We start from the raw sequence: 16,139 nt of genomic DNA on the forward strand, positions 1-16,139 counted from the left end.
CGCACCGGGAAGGGCATGAATGGCTGAGCAGGTCCGCCAGGGCTCGGTGGGTGTCCGGGCAGCCGGCCCGGAGGACGCCGAGTTCCTCGTCGACATGCTCCTCGAGGCCTTCAACTGGTCGGGTGAAGAACGCTTCACCCGCAAGCAGATCCTCAAGGACAAGTCGACCTCGCTGTACGTCGCCGGCTGGCAGCGCGAGGGAGACCTGGGCGTGATCGCCGTCGACCTGGCCGGCCCGAGCGGGCTGCAGATCCCGATCGGCGCCGCCTGGCTGCGCCGATTCCCCGCCCGCAACCCCGGGTACGGCTTCGTCGCCGAAGACGTGCCCGAGCTGTCCATCGCCGTCGCCAAGGCCCACCGCGGCCGTGGTATCGGCACCGGCCTGCTCCGCTCCCTGGCGAGCAAGGCCCGCGAGCAGGGGGTGGGCCGGATCAGCCTGAGCGTCGAGCACGGCAACCCCGCCAAGGAGCTCTACACCTCACTGGGGTTCACGACCTTCTCCGAGCAGGAGAACGCGGTCACCCTGGTGCTGGACCTGCGCACCTCGCCGCTGGGCCAGCCGGCGCGCTGAGCCTCTAAGCGCGCGAGCCGGTCAGAGCGAGCCGGTCAGCCTCAAGCGCGCGAGCCGGTCAGAGCGAGCCGGTCAGACCGTGCGCTGGAACACCACGGTGCGGTCCGGCACGTCCACGCTGAACTGCGCCACCACCTGGTCGATGCCGGTGACGGCATAGACCCGGCGCGTTCCGTCGTCGGTGGGCATCGGCATCTCCACCAGGGACAGACCAGGGCTGGCTTCGATCACCGACTGGAGCACCTCCAGCTCGGTCCGGTCACTGTTCGCTCCGCCGGAGAACCGCGCGAGGGCTTCCCATCGGGACTGGCCCACCAGGTCCAGAAACCGGTCCACCGCCCCGGTCGGAGAGCCGAGACCGACACCGGCATCGACCAGCACCGCTCCGTCGTCGCGAGCCAGCGGGGCGAGGTACTCCAGCGTGCCGCCGGTCCAAGACAGCAGGTACTCGTACTCGCTCTCCGTGGTGGGCCCGGGGGAACCGGTCGTGGTGATCGCGAGGCTCACCTGCGCCAGCGGGTTCCCGTGCCAGCTGCCCACTACGCGCGCGTTGGAGACCTGCACGTCCACCTCCGCGACCGGGTCCCGATCCGCCCAGTCCTGCGCCCAGGCGGCGGCCACGGCAGCCACCTGATCGCTCAGCTGCAGCTGCGCGCGCAGGTCGGCGACGGCGACCTGCACCGTGGAGTCCGGTTCGATCAGCTCGTTCCCGTCTGTCTCCCGGGTGCCGAACGCCGTCGCGATCTCGCCGAGCATCTCGGTCAGCTCAGCACTGGCGCCGCTGACCGAGGGCGCCGGAACAGGTGCCGGTTCCGGTTCGCGGTAGGCCTGGGTGGAACATCCGGCAAGGCCCACCGCCAGCAGCACCGCACTGAAAGGCGCCCCTATCCGCAGGCGGCGTGGCATCGTCGTCCTTCCCCCTAGGATCAGTGGCAGCGGCGAACAGGTCGGTCCCGATCGTAGACCATCCGTACACCAGCGCAGAGGAGGGTGAATGCCGGAACCGGAACGCAGGCCGCCGGAGATTCCCGGCTTCACCTTTCAGCGGCTCATCGGGCGGGGTGGCTTCTCCGACGTGTACCTGTACCGGCAGCGCATGCCGACCCGGGACGTCGCGGTGAAAGTGCTGCGTACCGAGGACTTCAGCGAGGCCAGCCGTGCCCAGTTCGCCGCTGAGGCGAACCTGATGGCCCGGGTCTCCAGCCATACCGCGATCGCCTCGATCTTCACCGCCGACGTCGATGACGACGGTGAACCGTACCTGGTGATGGAGTACTGCTCGGGCGGGAGCCTGGGCGGGGTCTACCGCAAGACTCCGTTATCCGTGGCCCGCACGCTCCGCCTCGGAGTCCGGCTGGCGAGCGCGCTGGAGTGCGCCCACCGGGTCGGGATCGTGCACCGGGACGTGAAGCCGGCGAACATCCTGTTCACCGAGTATGACGTCGCCGTGCTCAGCGACTTCGGCATCTCCACTATCGACGACGAGTTCCCGGAGGCCACGCTGGCGCGCGAACAGGTGTACTCCGGGGGGATCGAGGACTCCACCACGGTGGGCCTGAGCCTGCCGTGGGCGGCACCGGAGTCGCTGGGTGAACGGCCGGTAGCGGATACCCGCTCGGACCGGTTCAGCCTGGCTGCCACGCTGTACACGCTGGTGGAGGGCCGCTCGCCCCGGGAGGTACCAGACGGACCGAACGGTGCCACCGCTATCCGCGCCCGGATCCAGACCGGGTTCATCGCCCAGATGCAGCGCCCCGGGGTTCCCGAGTCGTTCCAGGAGGTGCTGCGCCAGGGAATGTCTTACGACCCGAGCCAGCGGTTCTCCAGCATGCTGGAGCTGGCCCGGGCGCTCCAGCAGGTGCAGCGTGAGCTCGGTGGTGAGATCACCCCGGTGGAGGTGCCTGGGGCGGAAGCCTACGACGACGTTCCTCCCCCGGGTGCGGCGCTCACCGCTGCCGGGGGTGCTCCGGATGGCAAGGCCGGCGAGGTCGAGGCCGACTCGGCCCCGTCTGCTCCGGCCGAGGACACCTGGCTGCCGGCCGATGCAGCACTGCCGCCGCCGGACACCAAGGACCGGGTACCGCTGCCTCCTCCCGAGCCGCGCAGTGCTGAGTCCCCCCAGCACGCCCTGCGACTGCCGCACGAGCACACCGGCGCCGCTGGCCCGGTGCACACCGGCTTCCCCGACCCGCGCACGGTTGACCCGCATCTGCACGGCACGTTCGCCCCGGCCGGAGGCCCGGCCTCCTCCACGCCACCCGCCGGCCCAGCGATCCTGCCGATGGCCCCGGAGGACATCAGCTCACCCCCGCCGCGCTCGGCCACCACGAAGAAGCTGGAACGTGGCGCGCTCGTGGCTGGTGTGGTGTTCGTGGTGGTGGCTCTGATCGTCGGATCCAGCGTGCTGATCCGGCACTTCCAAGAACCGCACTTCACCGGTGCCGCGATCGACAACCTCACCGTCACCGAGACCTCCGCCGACGCCTACGACGTCGCCATTCCCGAGGGTCTCGAGCTCCCTGAGGATCTGCAGATCCGGGTACTCGACCCGGGAGAGGGGGAAGCACTGACGGAGTTCGGCTACGCGTTCGTCTCCACCGACCACTCCACCTGGCCACCGGGTGAGACGGTCACGCTGAACCCCTGGGCCAGCGATGTCGCCAATGACAACGTGGGCATCGACGCCCGCGATCTGCGCACTGAGCTCGCCCTCCCGGATGACCTGGAACTCCGGCCGGGCACGATCCTGCTGGCTGTGGCCCCGCGGGCGTACTTCGCCAACCGAGCACCCGATCTCGGGATCACCGACGGCGACTCGGTGCTGGCGGTCGTCACCATCGTGGGCTAGCTGGGCGAGAACAGCTCCCGCCGCTGGCTCCCCTGCCGCCTCTAGCGCCCCTAGCGCCCCTAGCGCAGGATGCCGGCGTGCAACGCCCGGAGTACCGCATTGGTTCGATCGCGGGCGGAGAACTTGTCCAGGATCGTGGAGACGTGGTTCTTCACCGTGCCCTCGGCCAGGAACAGCACGCCGGCGATCTCCCGGTTGCTGTAGCCCTCGGCGAGCAACCGGAGCACCTCCACCTCGCGGGCGGTGAGCGGCTGCACCGGTGGCAGCCCTTCGGCTTCCGGGGATGCTCCGGACCGGATCGCCCGGAGCATGCGATCGGTGATCGACGGCGCGACGAACGTGCCGCCGTCGGCCAGGGACTGCACCGCATGGGTCAGCTGTTCGACCGTGACGTCCTTGAGCAGGTAACCGCGCGCCCCGGCGCGCAGGGCCTCGAGCACCAGCGTGTCGTCGTCGAACGTGGTCAGCACCAGCACCGGGGTGTCGATCCCGAGATCACGTAGCTGCTGCAGCGTCCAGAGCCCGTCGTAGCCGGGCATGCGCAGGTCGAGCAGGATCACGTCCGGAGCGCACTGCGCGATCACGTCCAGGCCGGCTCGTCCGTCGTCGGCCTCGCCGACCACCTCGACGTTCGCGATCTCCAGCAGGCTGCGGATCCCGTGCCGCACCAGGGTCTGGTCGTCCACCAGCACCACCCGGGTCATCAGCTCGGTACCTGGGCGGTCACCCGGAAGCCCGCGCTTCCGTCGAAGGTGATCGCGCCGCCGAGGGCCTCGAACCGTTCGGCGAGCCCGGCCAGGCCGTGCCCGGGTGCCGGATCGGGGTGACCGTACCCGTCGTCGACAGCAGTCAGTACCGTGCCTGTCCCATCGGCGCGCACCTCGATGTGCAGGCGCCGGGCCTCGGAGTGCCGGATGGTGTTCGTGGCGATCTCCTGAGCCGCACGGACGAACGCGGCGGTCCGCTCCTCGTCCAGGCGGAGATCGTCATCGATCTCGACAGTGGCCTGCAGCCCGGGGAGGTCGCCGACCACCTCACGCAGAGCGGCCGGCAGGTGGGACGGCGCAGCGCGGAGCTCACCCACGGTCTCCCGCACGTCACGGAGCAGGTCGCGGGCCACCTGGTTGGCCCGGTCCACGTGGTTCCGGGCCTGGTCACCGTCACGGTGCCGCGCCGCCTCCAGCTCCAGCGTGAGCACCGTGAGCTGGTGCCCGATCAGGTCGTGCAGCTCCCGGGAGATCCGCAGCCGCTCTGTGGTCCTGGCCGACTCGGAGAGCAGAGCACTCGCCGCCCGCAGCTCCACGTGCGCGGCGGTGAGCTCACGGCGGGTGTGCTGCTCGCGGATGAAGGCGTGCGAGCTCAGCAGTGAGGCGAGCTGGATCACCAGGTAGAAGGCGACCACCACGACCGACTCGGACGGGCCGTCTCCACGGGCGGTCTTGATCCAGATGATCACCCCGGTGTTCGCCGCGATCACCACCAGACCCACCGGCACTGGCACGACGGACGCGCTCACCGCGGCGACCAGCACCAGCAGGATCCAGAGCATGTCCATCGCCATCGCGGTGAGCACCACCGACCAGGAGATCAGCACAGTGACGGCGAAAGCGGTGTACCGGACCTGAGGCCGCTCTGCCACCACAGCCACCAGGAGCACGCCGAGGAAGAGGGCGAAGAGGGTGGACCAGCCGGCGCGTGGGATGTCCGGCGGCACCATCCCCACCAACACTGGTGTGCCCACCGCAATGGCTGCGACGAGCATGAACAGCCCCGCCCACTCGTTGGAGCCGAACCGCCGCATCCCGTCACTCTAGGCGGACTCGGCGTGTACCCTCCAGTGCCAGAAGTCATGGCGCCACGTGATGACCAGCGGCACAGGCGCCGGAGTGCTGGTTCTTCCTAGCGTGGTCGTCATGACCACGAACAGCACTGCCATCGAGGCGACCGGCCTGCAGAAGAGGTACCGCGACGTCGTCGCCGTGGCCGACGTCAGCCTGACCATCGGCGCCGGCGAGGTGTTCGGTGTACTCGGCGCGAACGGCGCCGGGAAGACCACCACGATGGAGATGATCGCCGGTCTGCGTGCACCCGACCAAGGACTCATCCGCGTTCTCGGTCTGGATCCGCAGCGGGACCGCGCCAAGCTCCGGCAGGTGCTCGGGGTCCAGCTACAGGAGGCCTACCTGCACGGCGCCCTCACCGTCAGCGAGCTGATCGGGCTGTATCGCAGCTTCTACCCGCGGCCACGGCCGGCAGCGGAGCTGATGGAGCTGGTCGGGCTGACCGAGCAGAAGCGCACCCGGTTCGAGCGGCTCTCCGGTGGTCAGCAGCAACGGCTGTCCATCGCCCTCGCGCTGGCCGGCCGGCCACGGGTGGTGATCCTCGACGAGCTCAGCACCGGCCTGGATCCACGAGCGCGGCGGCAGATCTGGCGCACGGTGGAGCAACTGCGCGACGACGGTGTCACCGTGCTGCTGGTCAGCCATGCGATGGAGGAGATCGAGCGGCTCTGCGACCGGATCGCCCTGCTGGACGGCGGGCGTGTGATCGCCCTGGACACCCCCGCCGCAGTCGTCGCCCGGTCCGGGGCACCCACTCTGGACGACGCCTTCGTGGCGCTCACCGGAAAAGAGCTGGAGGTCAGCGAATGAGTATCGCCATCGAAGCCCACCGACCGGGTGCGCGGTCCCTGATGATCATGGTTGCCGGTGAGGCAAAGATGGTCATCCGGGACACCGCCGGTCTGGTCATCCCCCTCGCCCTCCCGCTGCTGATCATGCTGATGAGCGCCTCGGCCGCCGGCGAGGAGGTGGTGGCCAACGGACGAACGGTGCTGGAGGTCTTCGTTCTCCCGCTGGCTCTGACGATGGTGGTCGCCACGATCGGGATCATCAACATGCCCAGCTTCCTGGCCTACTACCGGCGGTCCGGGATCCTGCGCCGGCTGGCGGTCACCCCCGCGTCCGCGGTCATGGTGCTCACCGCCCAGGTGATCGTCAGCGCCGCGCAGACCGTGATCGGCGTGGCGATCGCCATGACGGTGGCGATGATCGGGTTCGGCGCACAGCTGCCGGTGCACCTGGGCGCGGCGCTGGCAGTGTTCGCGCTCGCCGCGGCGGCGATGTACGCCCTGGGCATGGTGGTGGCGGCGATCGCACCGACGCCGAACTCGGCGGTGGCGATCGGGCTGATCGGCTTCTTCGCGATCGGTGCGCTGGGTGGCATGTTCGGCGGGCGGGATGCACTGCCCGAACCGCTCGCGCGAATCGGTGAGCTGCTGCCCTTCGGCGCTTCGATCGACGCCCTCGGAGCAGCCTGGGTCGGCGCCACCCTTCCCCTGGAAGCGCTGATCAGCATGGCCGTGACCATTGCGGCTGGCACCACGATCGCCGCCACCCTGTTCCGCTGGGGCTGAGCGAGTAGCATCAGGGACCCGTCGACAGCCGCGACCTGAGGGGCATGATGTCTGGCCGTTTCGTGTACTGGATGAACATCTCCATCGATGCCCGGATCGAGAGCGACCCGGCAACGCCGGGCGGCGGTGACTGGCTGCAGATCACCGAGGAGCTGCACCGGGAGTTCAACGCCCGAGCGCGTGCGCTGGCGCTGATGGTGCAGGGCCGCAAGGTGTATGAGCTGATGGACCCGTTCTGGCCAAATGCCCGGGACGACGCCTCGCTGCCCGACTACCTGCGGGAGTACGGCGAGATCTGGACCTCGAAACCGAAGATCCTCGTCTCCCGCACCCGCTCCAGTGCCGAGCACAACACCCGGGTGATCGGCGGCGATGACGCGATCGACCAGCTCGCCGAGGTCCGGGCCCGCACCGACGGCGCAATCGGCGTCGGGGGCGCCACCCTCGCCAGCCAGCTGCTGCGCGCCCAGCTGCTCGACGAGCTGCTGCTGTTCGTTCACCCGGCGTGGTTGGGGTACGGCCGACCGCTGTTCGACCCGCCGCAGGAGCCGCTCGATCTGGAACTGCTCGAGCACCAAACGTTCGACGGCGGAGCTGCCCTACACCACTATGCGGTCCGCGGCGTAGCGGGCTGAGCAGTCACGGGCCCTCACCGGCCATCGTGTAGGCGCCCCCGTCGAGTCGGTCGATCAGCTCCTGGGTCCACGCGATGGCACTGTCGGCGGTGCTCGCCCAGAGTCGGATCGCCTCGACGTGATGCTGCCAGTCCTCGTCCAGACTCTGCTCGTACTCATCGACGACCCGAGCTCGCTTCAGCTGGTAGGCCGCCACGCGCTCGCGCAGCAGCTCGAGCACCCGGTCGCGCGGCAGCACCGTCATGAACCCGATTCCGGCGATAGCCTCGGCCAGGCCGCCATCGGCCGAACGCAGCGAGGCCTCGAGCAGCGTGAAGAACTCCCGCTCGCCTGAAGCGGTCAGGGAGTACTCGGTGCGAGCCGGTCCGGCCGGCTCTCCGACGCCGGTGACTTCGCGGACCAGATGTTGATCGTGCAGGCGTTTCAGCCCGTGATAGATCGACCCCTGTTTCAGACTCCCCCACAGACCCGCGCTCCATGACTCCAGATCGAGCCGGACCTGGTACCCGTGAGCGATCCCTCGTTCTCGGATGGCGCCGAGGATGAGCAGTCGGGTCGCGGTCATCGGTCAGCTCCTTCCCGGTCGAAACGCTCGAAACGCTCGACACCAACCTAGTACATCTTGACTAGTTGACGTAGGCTTCTGACTAGTCAAGTTGTACTACTCATCCACCCGGTCGACTCCGCACCGGGCCGACGCTCAACCGGAGGACCAATGACAGTTCGAGGCACGCGATGGCTCAGGGTGGGATACCTCGGGGACGGGCTGTTCAAAGCAGTCCTGGCCGCCGTCTACGCCCTGGCTGCGGCACCGATCGGCCGGCTCCTCGGTGTGGACGTTCCGCTGATCCTCCTCACTGCGGGGATCCTGCTGCTGAGCGGCGTGGCTGAGATCGTGTTCGCGCGGCGCCGAGCGGCTCAGCCGTACATCTGGTACCTGGTGGGTTACGACTCGGGCTGGCTGGTGCTCACCGCCCTGGCCCTCATCCTTGCTGGGCAAGGCAGTTCGGCCGGCGGAGAGCTCTGGTTCGCCTACCAGGCGCTCGGATCAGTGGTGCTGGCGACGGCGTTCGCGATCGGTGCCCGGTCACGCCCGGCGAGTCAACGTGCTGCAGCCGGCACCTGATCGTTGGCCGGCCTCAAGGAATGGCCTCCGTCAGAGGCAGCCACCCCAGGCAGCCAGCAGCAGGGGCAGGTGGACGGCGGCGTTCACCACGGCGAGACCGGTCAGCAAGACGGCGACAACGGCCGCGGGACCATGGCCGCCGGCTTCCGGTGGGCAGACCAGGTGCCGGATGCGATCTGGTCCGGCGGCGTGCAGCACCTCCGGACCGGCTCCGGTGAACGCTGCCGGTTCGGCCCGCTCCCCCAGCCGGAGCAGCGCACTGGCCAAGGCCGGGGTGCCGGCGCGGCGCCGAGCGGCATCGTCGGCGGCAATCTCCAGGTAGTGCGGCAGCGCTGCCCGGATGGCCGCCAACAGCGGCACCCAGGACAGTGCGCGCACCAGGGCGCCGACGAGCGCGAGGACGAGATGGTGACGTTGCTGCACATGCGCCTGTTCGTGGGCCAGCACTGCGGCCAGTTCGTCCTCTTCCAGCGTGCCCAGACACCCATCGGAGACCACGATCCCGCCGTGCCGGGCCGGGAGCGCGAAGGCATACGGGCGCTGGTCCGGCACTCGCCACACCTGGTGACCGAGCACCGTGGCAGGCTCGCCGAGGAGCTGCGCCGCCACCCCCGCGGTCCGCCGTCGGCGGCGGCGCACCTCCGCCACCCCGGCACCGACCAGCAGCGCACCGCCGAGCACCGGGATGCCGAGCAGCGCGACGGTGGGCACGATCGTGCTCACCGCGGAGCTGCCGAACGGGTTGGCCGAGTCCAGGCACCGCTGGCAGACCTCGCCGGCCGGACCGGTGAGCAACGCCGGACCGTCGTTGACCCAGGAGAGCATCGGACCGAGTGCCAGCAGCGTGAGCACCCAGAGCCCCGCCGTCGCGAGCAGTGCGACGGCGGCCAGGCGTGGCACGCGAACCAGTACGGGGACTGCTCGGCGGACCAGCCACGGTCCGCCTACTCCCGCCACGATCAGCCCAAACCCGAGTAGCAGTACCAGGAGCAGCGCTGTCACGTCTGCTCTCCCTGCCGGTCGAGATACTCGCGCAGCAGGTCCAGGTCACCGGCAGGCATCGTCTCTACGAAGTGCAGGATGGAGGCGGCCCGGTCCTTGCTGGCATCCAGCGCATAGCCCATCACCGCGGCCGTGTGCTCGCCGCGGCTGAGGGCGGGACGGTACCGGGTGGAGTGGCTGGACCGCTCAGCGGTGACCAGCTCCTTCCGATTCAGGTTCGAGAGCACGGTGGCGATCGTGGTGTAGGCCGGCGTTCCGCCGAGCCCGTCGATCAACTGACGCACGGTCTGGCCCGGCTGGTCCCACAAGGCGTCCATCACCTGAGCCTCCAGGGCGCCGAGGCGGGGCGGCTCTGGCCGAGCCGAGCCTTCGGACGCGCCGGTCACCGGGCCACCTGGACATCGCCCGCCGGGAGGGGGCAAGCCACCTGGCCGCGCAACCGCCAGTACAGGCCCAGGCCGGTGAGCAGCAGAGCGCCCAGTGCCAGCACCGGCTGCAGCGGCGCGAACCAGGTGAGCGCCCCCGTGTAGCCGAGAGCGATCAGGGCGATCTTGTTGCACACCGGACAGCCCACGGCGAACCAACCGAGCACGGCACCCGCGACCCCGAACCGTCCGCTGCGCTGCTCGGTCTGCTGGTCAGTGCGCACATAGGTGGCGAGCAGCAGGCCGGCCAGCAGTGAGGTCAACAGCCACACCGGGTAGTTCCACCACACTGGCGGGATGTCGCGGGTGAACACCGAGTTCGGGATCAGCACAGTAGCCACTCCCATCAGCAGGGCGATCGCCACGCTCGCGATGGCGGCGATCGCGATCTGCTTACCGGTCCAGCTGCGCAGCGCCAGCAGCACCTGAACAACAGAGGGCCGGCCCGGGCGCGGTGGCGCTTCCTGGGCAAGATCAGGGCGGTCGGCAGTGGTCATCGAGCCAGTATGGCATGTTCTACTATGGTGCATAGTTACTATGCTTCATAGTCGACCGAGGGAGCCTTCGTGACCACTACGCCCGGACGCCGATCGCCGCTCGTGCCGGTACTGGTCAGTGCGGTGGCGATCGCGTTGATCGTCCTGGTGTTGGCGCTGCGCGGCGGCGGCGACGAACCGCCCGCCGCACTCGAGGAGGAGGCGACCACCGCTGGCACGGGAGAGGGCAGCGGACAGGAACCGACCGCCGTCGAGAATCCGGACGAACCGGACCTGACCGTGATCGAGCAACGCGACGCGGATGACCCGCTCGCCGCGGGTCCGGTCGATGCGCCGGTGGGCCTGGTGGTCTTCTCCGACTACCAGTGCCCGTTCTGTGCCACCTGGAGTCGCGAGACGCTGCCGGTGCTGATGGAGCACGTGGAGGCCGGGGACCTACGGATCGAGTGGCGGGACGTGAACGTCTTCGGCGAGGACTCCGTCCGCGCTTCTCAGGCCGCCTACGCCGCGGCGCAGCAGGACGAGTTCTGGGCCTACCACGACGCTCTGTTCGCTGATGGCCAGACGCGGCCTGCCGGCGCCCTGACCCGGGAGGCCCTGGTGGACCTGGCCGGCGAGCTCGGCCTGGACGTTGAGGAGTTCAGCACAGACCTGGATTCGGCGCAGACCGCCGAGGCGGTGACGGTGAACGCTGAGCTGGGCCACGGACTCGGCGTGTACTCCACCCCGGCCTTCGTCCTGGCTGGGGAACCGATCCTCGGTGCTCAGCCGACCGAGGTGTTCGTGACCGCCTACGAGCAGGCCTTGGCGGAGGCGGGCTGATGGACATCGGCCTGCTCGCCGCGTTCCTCGGCGGTGTCCTGGCGCTGCTCAGCCCGTGCGGGGCACTGCTGCTGCCGGCATTCTTCGCCTCCTCCGTGGGCGGCGGCCTCCGGCTGGGACTGCACGCGCTGGTCTTCTACCTCGGGCTCGTGGTGGTCCTGGTCCCGCTCGGACTGGGCATCGGCGCGCTGGGCGCGTTGTTCGTCACCTATCGGACCACGATCGTGGTGGTCGCCTCGGTGCTGCTGATCGGATTCGGCGTGCTGCAGCTGCTCGGGCTCGGATTCAATCCGGCGCGGCTGATCCCCGGCGCCCAGGGCCTGCAGCAGAAGGCGGCTGCCCGAACGGGCCTGGTGAAGACTCTGCTGCTCGGCGCCGCGAGCGGGTTGGCCGGAGTCTGCTCCGGACCGATCCTGGGGCGCCGTACTCACCCTGGCCGCAGCCCGAGGAGATGCGATCCTCGCCGGCGCCCTGCTGGCGGTGTACGCAGGCGGAATGGTGGTGCCGCTGGTGCTGATCGCCTGGGCCTGGACGCGGATGAGCGACCGCGCCCGGCGTGCGCTGCGGGGACGGTCGTTCACTGTGCTCGGGCGCGAGCTGCACACCACGTCGGTACTCACCGGACTGCTGCTGATCGGCGTCGGCGTCCTGTTCTGGGTCACGAACGGGCTGGTGAGCGCTCCGGCGCTGGTCCCCTCCGGAGTGCAGCTGTGGCTCCAGGAGCGCAGCGCACTGCTGTCCGGGCCAGTCGTGGACATCGTCGCCATCGTGGTGGTAGCCGGGGTGATCCTGGCTGTGTGGGCGCGGCGCGGGAAGCGACGTCGGCCGCCGGAGCCGGTGGCCGACGAGCCGGATCACACCGGCGGCGACAGGGCGAGGCGTTGATGCGGCGGCACACGCCAGCGGTTGCCGGCGCCGGGCTGCTGGCCGTGGCGCTGGCCGGATGCACCGGCTCGGCAGAGGAGCCCGAGGGCGCCACGCCCGTCGAGCAGCTCGACCTACAGCGCGAGCCTCAGCTCAGTGACGACCCCCTCCCCGAGGTGAATCCTGAGGACCTGTGGCTGCCGTACCAGATCGAGCAGCTCGCCCTGGTGGCCCCGCCGTGGCCCATCGGGGCTGCCCAGGAACACCACGGCGTGTTCGTGGCTCCGCAGGAGACCGACGGCGCGCTCGAGTTCCGGGCCGTCGACGCCGACGGGAGCATCCTGTGGTGGGCGCAGCGACCGGCCAGCTGTACCGGCTTCGTGCTGACCAGCACGACCGAGGGACAGGACATCGCCGTGCTCGCTGATGTGGGCGGTCCATCGGCGGAGCTGGCCACTACCGTCAGCGCCCACGATCTGCACACCGGCGACCTGGTCTGGGGCCCGGTCGAGGTACCCGGTCCGCACCGGGGCCCGGGACTGGTGTACGCCGAGATGCCAGACACCTTCGGTCAACCGGCGGGGACCGTCGCACTGGACGCCGACACCGGGCGGACCCTCGACGTGGCCGACCCTGTGGACACCCGGATGGTGGGCGAGTACGACGGCGTGCTGCTGGCCGTCGACGAGACGGAGCTGACCGCACTGGAGTCGGGCGGCGGGAACGGACTGGAGGTCCGCTGGCAGGTGCCGCTGAGCGACTACGGCTGGTCGGCAGATGAGGTCGCCGCGGCCGCCGGCACCAACCCGGGCCAGGACGTCGCGCTGCTGGACGTCGGAGCCGAGGGGCACAGCCTGCTGGATCTCACCGACGGTGCGGTGCTTGCCGAAGGCGTACGGGATGCGGTCACCGACGCGGCCACCGGTGCCCGGGTGCTGCTGGACGCGGACGGGCTGCACGGCCTCGACCCCGAGGGCGAGGCGTCCTGGTCAGCACCGGCCGGAGCAGAGGCGCAGTTCCGGGCCGTCGGGGGTGCGTTGGTCTACCTGCTCGACGGCGGCGCGGTCCGGGTGCACAACACCCTCACCGGGGAGATCGCGGTCGGCTACGACTCGGCAGGGTCGGGCGACATCGCGATCCCGGAACTGATCGCCCCGACCGGTGCCGTCCTGCTGACCGCCGGCGACCAGAGCGTGCTCGCGACCACCCAGCAGGGGCCATCGGGCGATGCCGCGAACGGTGCTGAGGGCGGTGGCACGATCGGTCGAGCGAATAGTGCTGAGCCCTCTCGCGGGATACGGCGCCGATAAGACCGATCCGGACGCCTTGTAGCGTTGTGCCTGACCGGTCCCGACGGGCCACCGAGATCTGGATCACGGCCCTGCACCGACGGCTGATCCTCTCCCCTCTGCTCACCGTTCCACTGATTTACCTGACCATCGTCCTCGTACTCGTGCCCGGGTGGCGATTCCCCGGCCGGGAGGCGGTCTGCGTGCTGATCGCGGTGCCGGTCGTCACCTGGGCGGCCTGGCCGTTCCACCGTGCCACCCCCGAGGACACGGATTCACTTCCAGGCCGGGGCTCGGCGCCTCGGCACATGTCGACGGTCAACTCGCCGGTAGTGCGGACCTGATCCGCGAGCACGAGATACCGATCCCCGCTGCCCTGCGCCACGACGCCGATCAGGGCTTGGGCCCCGGGGTACACCGTGGTCCTCCTCGCCCGCGGGCAGGAGGTGGTCGGCGCCCTCTGGCCGGCCGACCGGCTTCGCCCGCACGCGCAGAACCTGCAGACCGTTCTGCTCACCGGCGATGGTGAGCGCGCAGCACGCGGGTAGCCGATCAGCTGGGTATCAAGGAGGTCCGGGCTGGTGTGCTACCGGCACGTCGGCACCCACCATTCGGGGACTTCACTTGACCCGTGCGCACGCTCTGTTGATAATAGTTCTCATTATGAGAACAGCACTCTTCTGCGACAACTGATGCCGGCTGGCCCTGAGCTGACCGCACTGCGGCCTGCACCCGCGCCCGACGGCGACCGGTCCACTGGTTCCCGCCGCGCCGCCGTTCTCATGGCGGGTCTCACTGCTGCGCTGCTCGTCTCGATCCTTGTCGCGATCGGACTGGGATCGTCCCTGGTTCCTCCGGCCGATACCGCTCGCTACCTCTGGGCGGCGGTGACGGGTGGGACGATCTCCGCCGACGAGGTCACCCGCTACCAGATCATCTGGCAGATCCGGACGCCTCGGGTACTCCTGGCCGCAACCGTTGGCGCGGGGCTCGCGACGGTGGGCGCCACGATTCAGGCATTGGTGAGAAACGCTCTGGCCGACCCCTACATCCTCGGGGTCTCGTCGGGTGCGTCGGTCGGGGCCGTCACCGTGTCGCTGTTCGGAGCACTGTCGGCGCTCGGGATCTATGCGGTCTCCGTCGGCGCGTTCATCGGCGCGATCGGGGCGACCGTTCTGGTGTACACGATCGCCTATGGAAAGACCGGCGCTAGCCCGCTACGACTTGTCCTCACCGGCGTGGCGCTCTCGTTCGGGTTCCAAGCGGTGATGAGCGTGATGATCTACTTCGCCCCCACCGGTGAGGCCACAAGTACGGTGTTGTTCTGGACGATGGGCTCCTTCGGCGCCGCGACCTGGGGAGCTTTGCCGATTGCTGCTGGCGTCGTGATGGCGGGAACTGTCGTGATCCGCAGGTTCAGCCGACCACTCGACGTGATGTCTCTGGGCGACGAGACGGCAGCAAGTCTCGGGATCGATGCGACGCGGACCCGGAAGTCGCTCTTCGTGATCACCGCTGTGATGACCGGCGCGATGGTCGCCGTCAGTGGAACGATCGGATTCATCGGACTGGTCACGCCGCACATCACCCGCATGCTGATCGGCGCGACCCACGCACGGCTACTCCTGATCACCCCTCTCATCGGCGCGTCCTTGATGGTCTGGGTGGACCTGCTCGCCCGGACGCTCGCTGCCCCACGGGAACTACCCGTCGGGGTTCTCACCGCGATCATCGGTGTGCCCGTGTTCATCTACCTGATGCGTCGCAAAGGCTACGTCTTCGGGGGCAAGTGATGGAACTGCACATTGACGAGCTGACCGTCACCATGGATGGGCGCGACCTGGTCCAGCGGTTGAGCCTGACGGCACTCGTCGGCGAGGTCGTCGGCCTGGTCGGGCCAAACGGCTCCGGGAAGTCGACAGCGCTACGTTGCGTGTACCGCGCGCTGAAACCCTCCAGCGGCGTGGTGCGGGTCGGCGGGGATCAGATCTGGCAGCTCCCACTTCGGGAAAGCGCACAGCGGACGGCAGCGCTGACCCAGGAGAGTGGAGCGGATTTCGACTTCACCGTCGCCGAGGTGGTCGCTCTTGGCCGGACACCGCACACTCGCGGGAACGAACCTCTCAACGAGGCCGGGCGACAACTCTGCCAGCGCGCGATGCGACAGATGGATGTCCTGCACCTTGAGCACAGAGGGATCCTCGAACTCTCCGGCGGCGAGAAGCAGCGCGTCCTGATCGCCAGGGCGCTGGTGCAACAACCCCGGGTACTGGTCCTGGATGAACCGACCAACCACCTGGACCTCCGCCACCAGATCCAGATCCTGGGATACCTGCGACGCTGCGGCCTCACCGTCGTCGTCGTCCTCCACGACCTGAACCTCGCCGCAGCCGCCTGCGACCGGATCGGTGTTCTCGCGGACGGGCAGCTCATCGCCAACGGAACGCCCCGGGATGTGCTGACCGAAACCCTGATCGCTCAGGTTTTCGGCGTGCAGGTCTCCATCGTGAACCACCCGATCACCGACGACCCTCAACTGCTCTTCGATCTCACCGCCGAGCCCATGCAGCCCACCGCCGAGCCAGTCCCCACGATGAGAGGAACCCAGTGATGACGCCCATCGCACGTAGCCGAACGAGAGTCGC

At 69.3% G+C, this 16,139-nt stretch carries 21 protein-coding genes; 13 read left to right on the plus strand and 8 right to left on the minus strand.

Annotation, left to right across the window (positions count from 1 at the left end; genetic code table 11):
* The first annotated feature begins 19 nt into the window (after positions 1–19).
* A complete protein-coding gene (locus FU260_RS17335; RefSeq protein WP_147918181.1) occupies positions 20–571 on the plus strand; it encodes a GNAT family N-acetyltransferase in 552 nt (183 codons plus the stop codon).
* 72 nt (positions 572–643) lie between these two features.
* Here the strand turns inward: FU260_RS17335 and FU260_RS17340 are convergent, their stop codons facing one another.
* Positions 644–1,477: a hypothetical protein gene (locus tag FU260_RS17340; RefSeq protein WP_147918182.1), complete on the minus strand. Its 834-nt coding sequence runs from the start codon at positions 1,475–1,477 to the stop codon at positions 644–646.
* An 88-nt stretch (positions 1,478–1,565) separates the two neighbouring features.
* Here FU260_RS17340 and FU260_RS17345 point away from each other — a divergent pair, with 88 nt between their 5' ends.
* Positions 1,566–3,419 carry a serine/threonine-protein kinase gene (locus FU260_RS17345; protein WP_147918183.1) on the plus strand — a complete coding sequence of 618 codons (1,854 nt, stop codon included), beginning with the start codon at positions 1,566–1,568 and terminating at the stop codon, positions 3,417–3,419.
* Between the two features lie 59 nt (positions 3,420–3,478).
* On the opposite strand, the gene FU260_RS17350 is transcribed toward FU260_RS17345, so the two are convergent.
* A complete protein-coding gene (locus FU260_RS17350; RefSeq protein WP_147918184.1) occupies positions 3,479–4,123 on the minus strand; it encodes a response regulator in 645 nt (214 codons plus the stop codon).
* Complete coding sequence (locus FU260_RS17355) at positions 4,123–5,220, minus strand: sensor histidine kinase (RefSeq protein WP_235912287.1); 1,098 nt, start codon at positions 5,218–5,220, stop codon at positions 4,123–4,125. The genes FU260_RS17350 and FU260_RS17355 overlap by 1 nt, the downstream gene beginning before the upstream one ends.
* 112 nt (positions 5,221–5,332) lie before the next feature.
* On the opposite strand from FU260_RS17355, the gene FU260_RS17360 reads away from it, so the two are divergent.
* The 3 genes from FU260_RS17360 (at position 5,333) to FU260_RS17370 (ending at position 7,469) form a co-directional block, all read left to right on the plus strand.
* Positions 5,333–6,070, plus strand: coding sequence for an ABC transporter ATP-binding protein (locus FU260_RS17360; RefSeq protein WP_147918185.1), 738 nt, complete (start codon positions 5,333–5,335; stop codon positions 6,068–6,070).
* The gene (locus FU260_RS17365; protein ID WP_147918186.1) at positions 6,067–6,834 is read left to right on the plus strand and encodes an ABC transporter permease; all 768 of its coding nucleotides are present in this window, start codon (positions 6,067–6,069) and stop codon (positions 6,832–6,834) included. The genes FU260_RS17360 and FU260_RS17365 overlap by 4 nt, the downstream gene beginning before the upstream one ends.
* A 71-nt stretch (positions 6,835–6,905) precedes the next feature.
* The gene (locus FU260_RS17370) at positions 6,906–7,469 is read left to right on the plus strand and encodes a dihydrofolate reductase family protein (RefSeq protein WP_235912286.1); all 564 of its coding nucleotides are present in this window, start codon (positions 6,906–6,908) and stop codon (positions 7,467–7,469) included.
* A gap of 4 nt (positions 7,470–7,473) precedes the next feature.
* On the opposite strand, the gene FU260_RS17375 is transcribed toward FU260_RS17370, so the two are convergent.
* Positions 7,474–8,034, minus strand: coding sequence for a PadR family transcriptional regulator (locus FU260_RS17375; protein WP_147918187.1), 561 nt, complete (start codon positions 8,032–8,034; stop codon positions 7,474–7,476).
* A 180-nt stretch (positions 8,035–8,214) separates the two neighbouring features.
* Here FU260_RS17375 and FU260_RS17380 point away from each other — a divergent pair, with 180 nt between their 5' ends.
* Positions 8,215–8,595, plus strand: coding sequence for a hypothetical protein (locus FU260_RS17380; RefSeq protein ID WP_210418115.1), 381 nt, complete (start codon positions 8,215–8,217; stop codon positions 8,593–8,595).
* A 30-nt stretch (positions 8,596–8,625) separates the two neighbouring features.
* Here FU260_RS17380 and FU260_RS17385 read toward each other — a convergent pair whose 3' ends face one another.
* The 3 genes from FU260_RS17385 to FU260_RS17395 are packed head-to-tail and all read right to left on the minus strand — an operon-like array spanning position 8,626 to position 10,519.
* Complete coding sequence (locus FU260_RS17385) at positions 8,626–9,597, minus strand: M56 family metallopeptidase (protein WP_147918189.1); 972 nt, start codon at positions 9,595–9,597, stop codon at positions 8,626–8,628.
* Positions 9,594–9,983 carry a BlaI/MecI/CopY family transcriptional regulator gene (locus tag FU260_RS17390; RefSeq protein WP_147918190.1) on the minus strand — a complete coding sequence of 130 codons (390 nt, stop codon included), beginning with the start codon at positions 9,981–9,983 and terminating at the stop codon, positions 9,594–9,596. The genes FU260_RS17385 and FU260_RS17390 overlap by 4 nt, the downstream gene beginning before the upstream one ends.
* On the minus strand, positions 9,980–10,519 hold the full coding sequence (locus FU260_RS17395) for a hypothetical protein (protein WP_235912285.1): 540 nt from the start codon (positions 10,517–10,519) through the stop codon (positions 9,980–9,982). The genes FU260_RS17390 and FU260_RS17395 overlap by 4 nt, the downstream gene beginning before the upstream one ends.
* A gap of 69 nt (positions 10,520–10,588) precedes the next feature.
* On the opposite strand from FU260_RS17395, the gene FU260_RS17400 reads away from it, so the two are divergent.
* Positions 10,589–11,341 carry a DsbA family protein gene (locus FU260_RS17400; RefSeq protein WP_147918191.1) on the plus strand — a complete coding sequence of 251 codons (753 nt, stop codon included), beginning with the start codon at positions 10,589–10,591 and terminating at the stop codon, positions 11,339–11,341.
* Here FU260_RS17400 and FU260_RS24695 read toward each other — a convergent pair.
* Positions 11,311–11,772, minus strand: a complete 462-nt coding sequence (locus tag FU260_RS24695) for a hypothetical protein (RefSeq protein ID WP_483407248.1) — start codon at positions 11,770–11,772, stop codon at positions 11,311–11,313. The genes FU260_RS17400 and FU260_RS24695 overlap by 31 nt on opposite strands.
* 64 nt (positions 11,773–11,836) lie before the next feature.
* On the opposite strand from FU260_RS24695, the gene FU260_RS24235 reads away from it, so the two are divergent.
* From FU260_RS24235 to FU260_RS17425, 6 genes are all read left to right on the plus strand, one after another.
* Entirely contained in the window at positions 11,837–12,226 is a 390-nt protein-coding gene (locus FU260_RS24235; protein ID WP_244951290.1) for a hypothetical protein, read from the plus strand.
* A complete protein-coding gene (locus tag FU260_RS17410; protein ID WP_147918192.1) occupies positions 12,226–13,515 on the plus strand; it encodes a hypothetical protein in 1,290 nt (429 codons plus the stop codon). Before FU260_RS24235 ends, FU260_RS17410 begins: the two co-directional genes overlap by 1 nt.
* 26 nt (positions 13,516–13,541) lie before the next feature.
* Entirely contained in the window at positions 13,542–13,838 is a 297-nt protein-coding gene (locus tag FU260_RS17415) for a hypothetical protein (RefSeq protein ID WP_187368383.1), read from the plus strand.
* 75 nt (positions 13,839–13,913) lie between these two features.
* A complete protein-coding gene (locus FU260_RS24435; RefSeq protein ID WP_268957785.1) occupies positions 13,914–14,042 on the plus strand; it encodes a hypothetical protein in 129 nt (42 codons plus the stop codon).
* 144 nt (positions 14,043–14,186) lie between these two features.
* Positions 14,187–15,287 carry a FecCD family ABC transporter permease gene (locus tag FU260_RS17420; protein WP_147918193.1) on the plus strand — a complete coding sequence of 367 codons (1,101 nt, stop codon included), beginning with the start codon at positions 14,187–14,189 and terminating at the stop codon, positions 15,285–15,287.
* Positions 15,287–16,105, plus strand: a complete 819-nt coding sequence (locus FU260_RS17425; protein WP_147918194.1) for an ABC transporter ATP-binding protein — start codon at positions 15,287–15,289, stop codon at positions 16,103–16,105. The genes FU260_RS17420 and FU260_RS17425 overlap by 1 nt, the downstream gene beginning before the upstream one ends.
* Positions 16,106–16,139: the final 34 nt, after the last annotated feature.

Origin of the sequence: Ruania zhangjianzhongii, from assembly GCF_008000995.1 — a bacterium.
GTDB lineage: Bacteria > Actinomycetota > Actinomycetes > Actinomycetales > Beutenbergiaceae > Ruania > Ruania zhangjianzhongii.

Bases quoted from the DNA above. Each gene is read 5' to 3' on its own strand.
- FU260_RS17340 (WP_147918182.1), bottom strand. From the start codon at position 1,477: ATGCCACGCCGCCTGCGGATAGGGGCGCCTTTCAGTGCGGTGCTGCTG.
- FU260_RS17345 (WP_147918183.1), top strand. From the start codon at position 1,566: ATGCCGGAACCGGAACGCAGGCCGCCGGAGATTCCCGGCTTCACCTTT.
- FU260_RS17395 (WP_235912285.1), bottom strand. From the start codon at position 10,519: ATGACCACTGCCGACCGCCCTGATCTTGCCCAGGAAGCGCCACCGCGC.
- FU260_RS17375 (WP_147918187.1), bottom strand. From the start codon at position 8,034: ATGACCGCGACCCGACTGCTCATCCTCGGCGCCATCCGAGAACGAGGG.
- FU260_RS17420 (WP_147918193.1), top strand. From the start codon at position 14,187: ATGCCGGCTGGCCCTGAGCTGACCGCACTGCGGCCTGCACCCGCGCCC.
- FU260_RS24235 (WP_244951290.1), top strand. From the start codon at position 11,837: ATGGTGGTGCCGCTGGTGCTGATCGCCTGGGCCTGGACGCGGATGAGC.
- FU260_RS17355 (WP_235912287.1), bottom strand. From the start codon at position 5,220: ATGCGGCGGTTCGGCTCCAACGAGTGGGCGGGGCTGTTCATGCTCGTC.
- FU260_RS17335 (WP_147918181.1), top strand. From the start codon at position 20: ATGGCTGAGCAGGTCCGCCAGGGCTCGGTGGGTGTCCGGGCAGCCGGC.
- FU260_RS17370 (WP_235912286.1), top strand. From the start codon at position 6,906: ATGAACATCTCCATCGATGCCCGGATCGAGAGCGACCCGGCAACGCCG.
- FU260_RS17350 (WP_147918184.1), bottom strand. From the start codon at position 4,123: ATGACCCGGGTGGTGCTGGTGGACGACCAGACCCTGGTGCGGCACGGG.
- FU260_RS17360 (WP_147918185.1), top strand. From the start codon at position 5,333: ATGACCACGAACAGCACTGCCATCGAGGCGACCGGCCTGCAGAAGAGG.
- FU260_RS17425 (WP_147918194.1), top strand. From the start codon at position 15,287: ATGGAACTGCACATTGACGAGCTGACCGTCACCATGGATGGGCGCGAC.
- FU260_RS17365 (WP_147918186.1), top strand. From the start codon at position 6,067: ATGAGTATCGCCATCGAAGCCCACCGACCGGGTGCGCGGTCCCTGATG.
- FU260_RS17410 (WP_147918192.1), top strand. From the start codon at position 12,226: ATGCGGCGGCACACGCCAGCGGTTGCCGGCGCCGGGCTGCTGGCCGTG.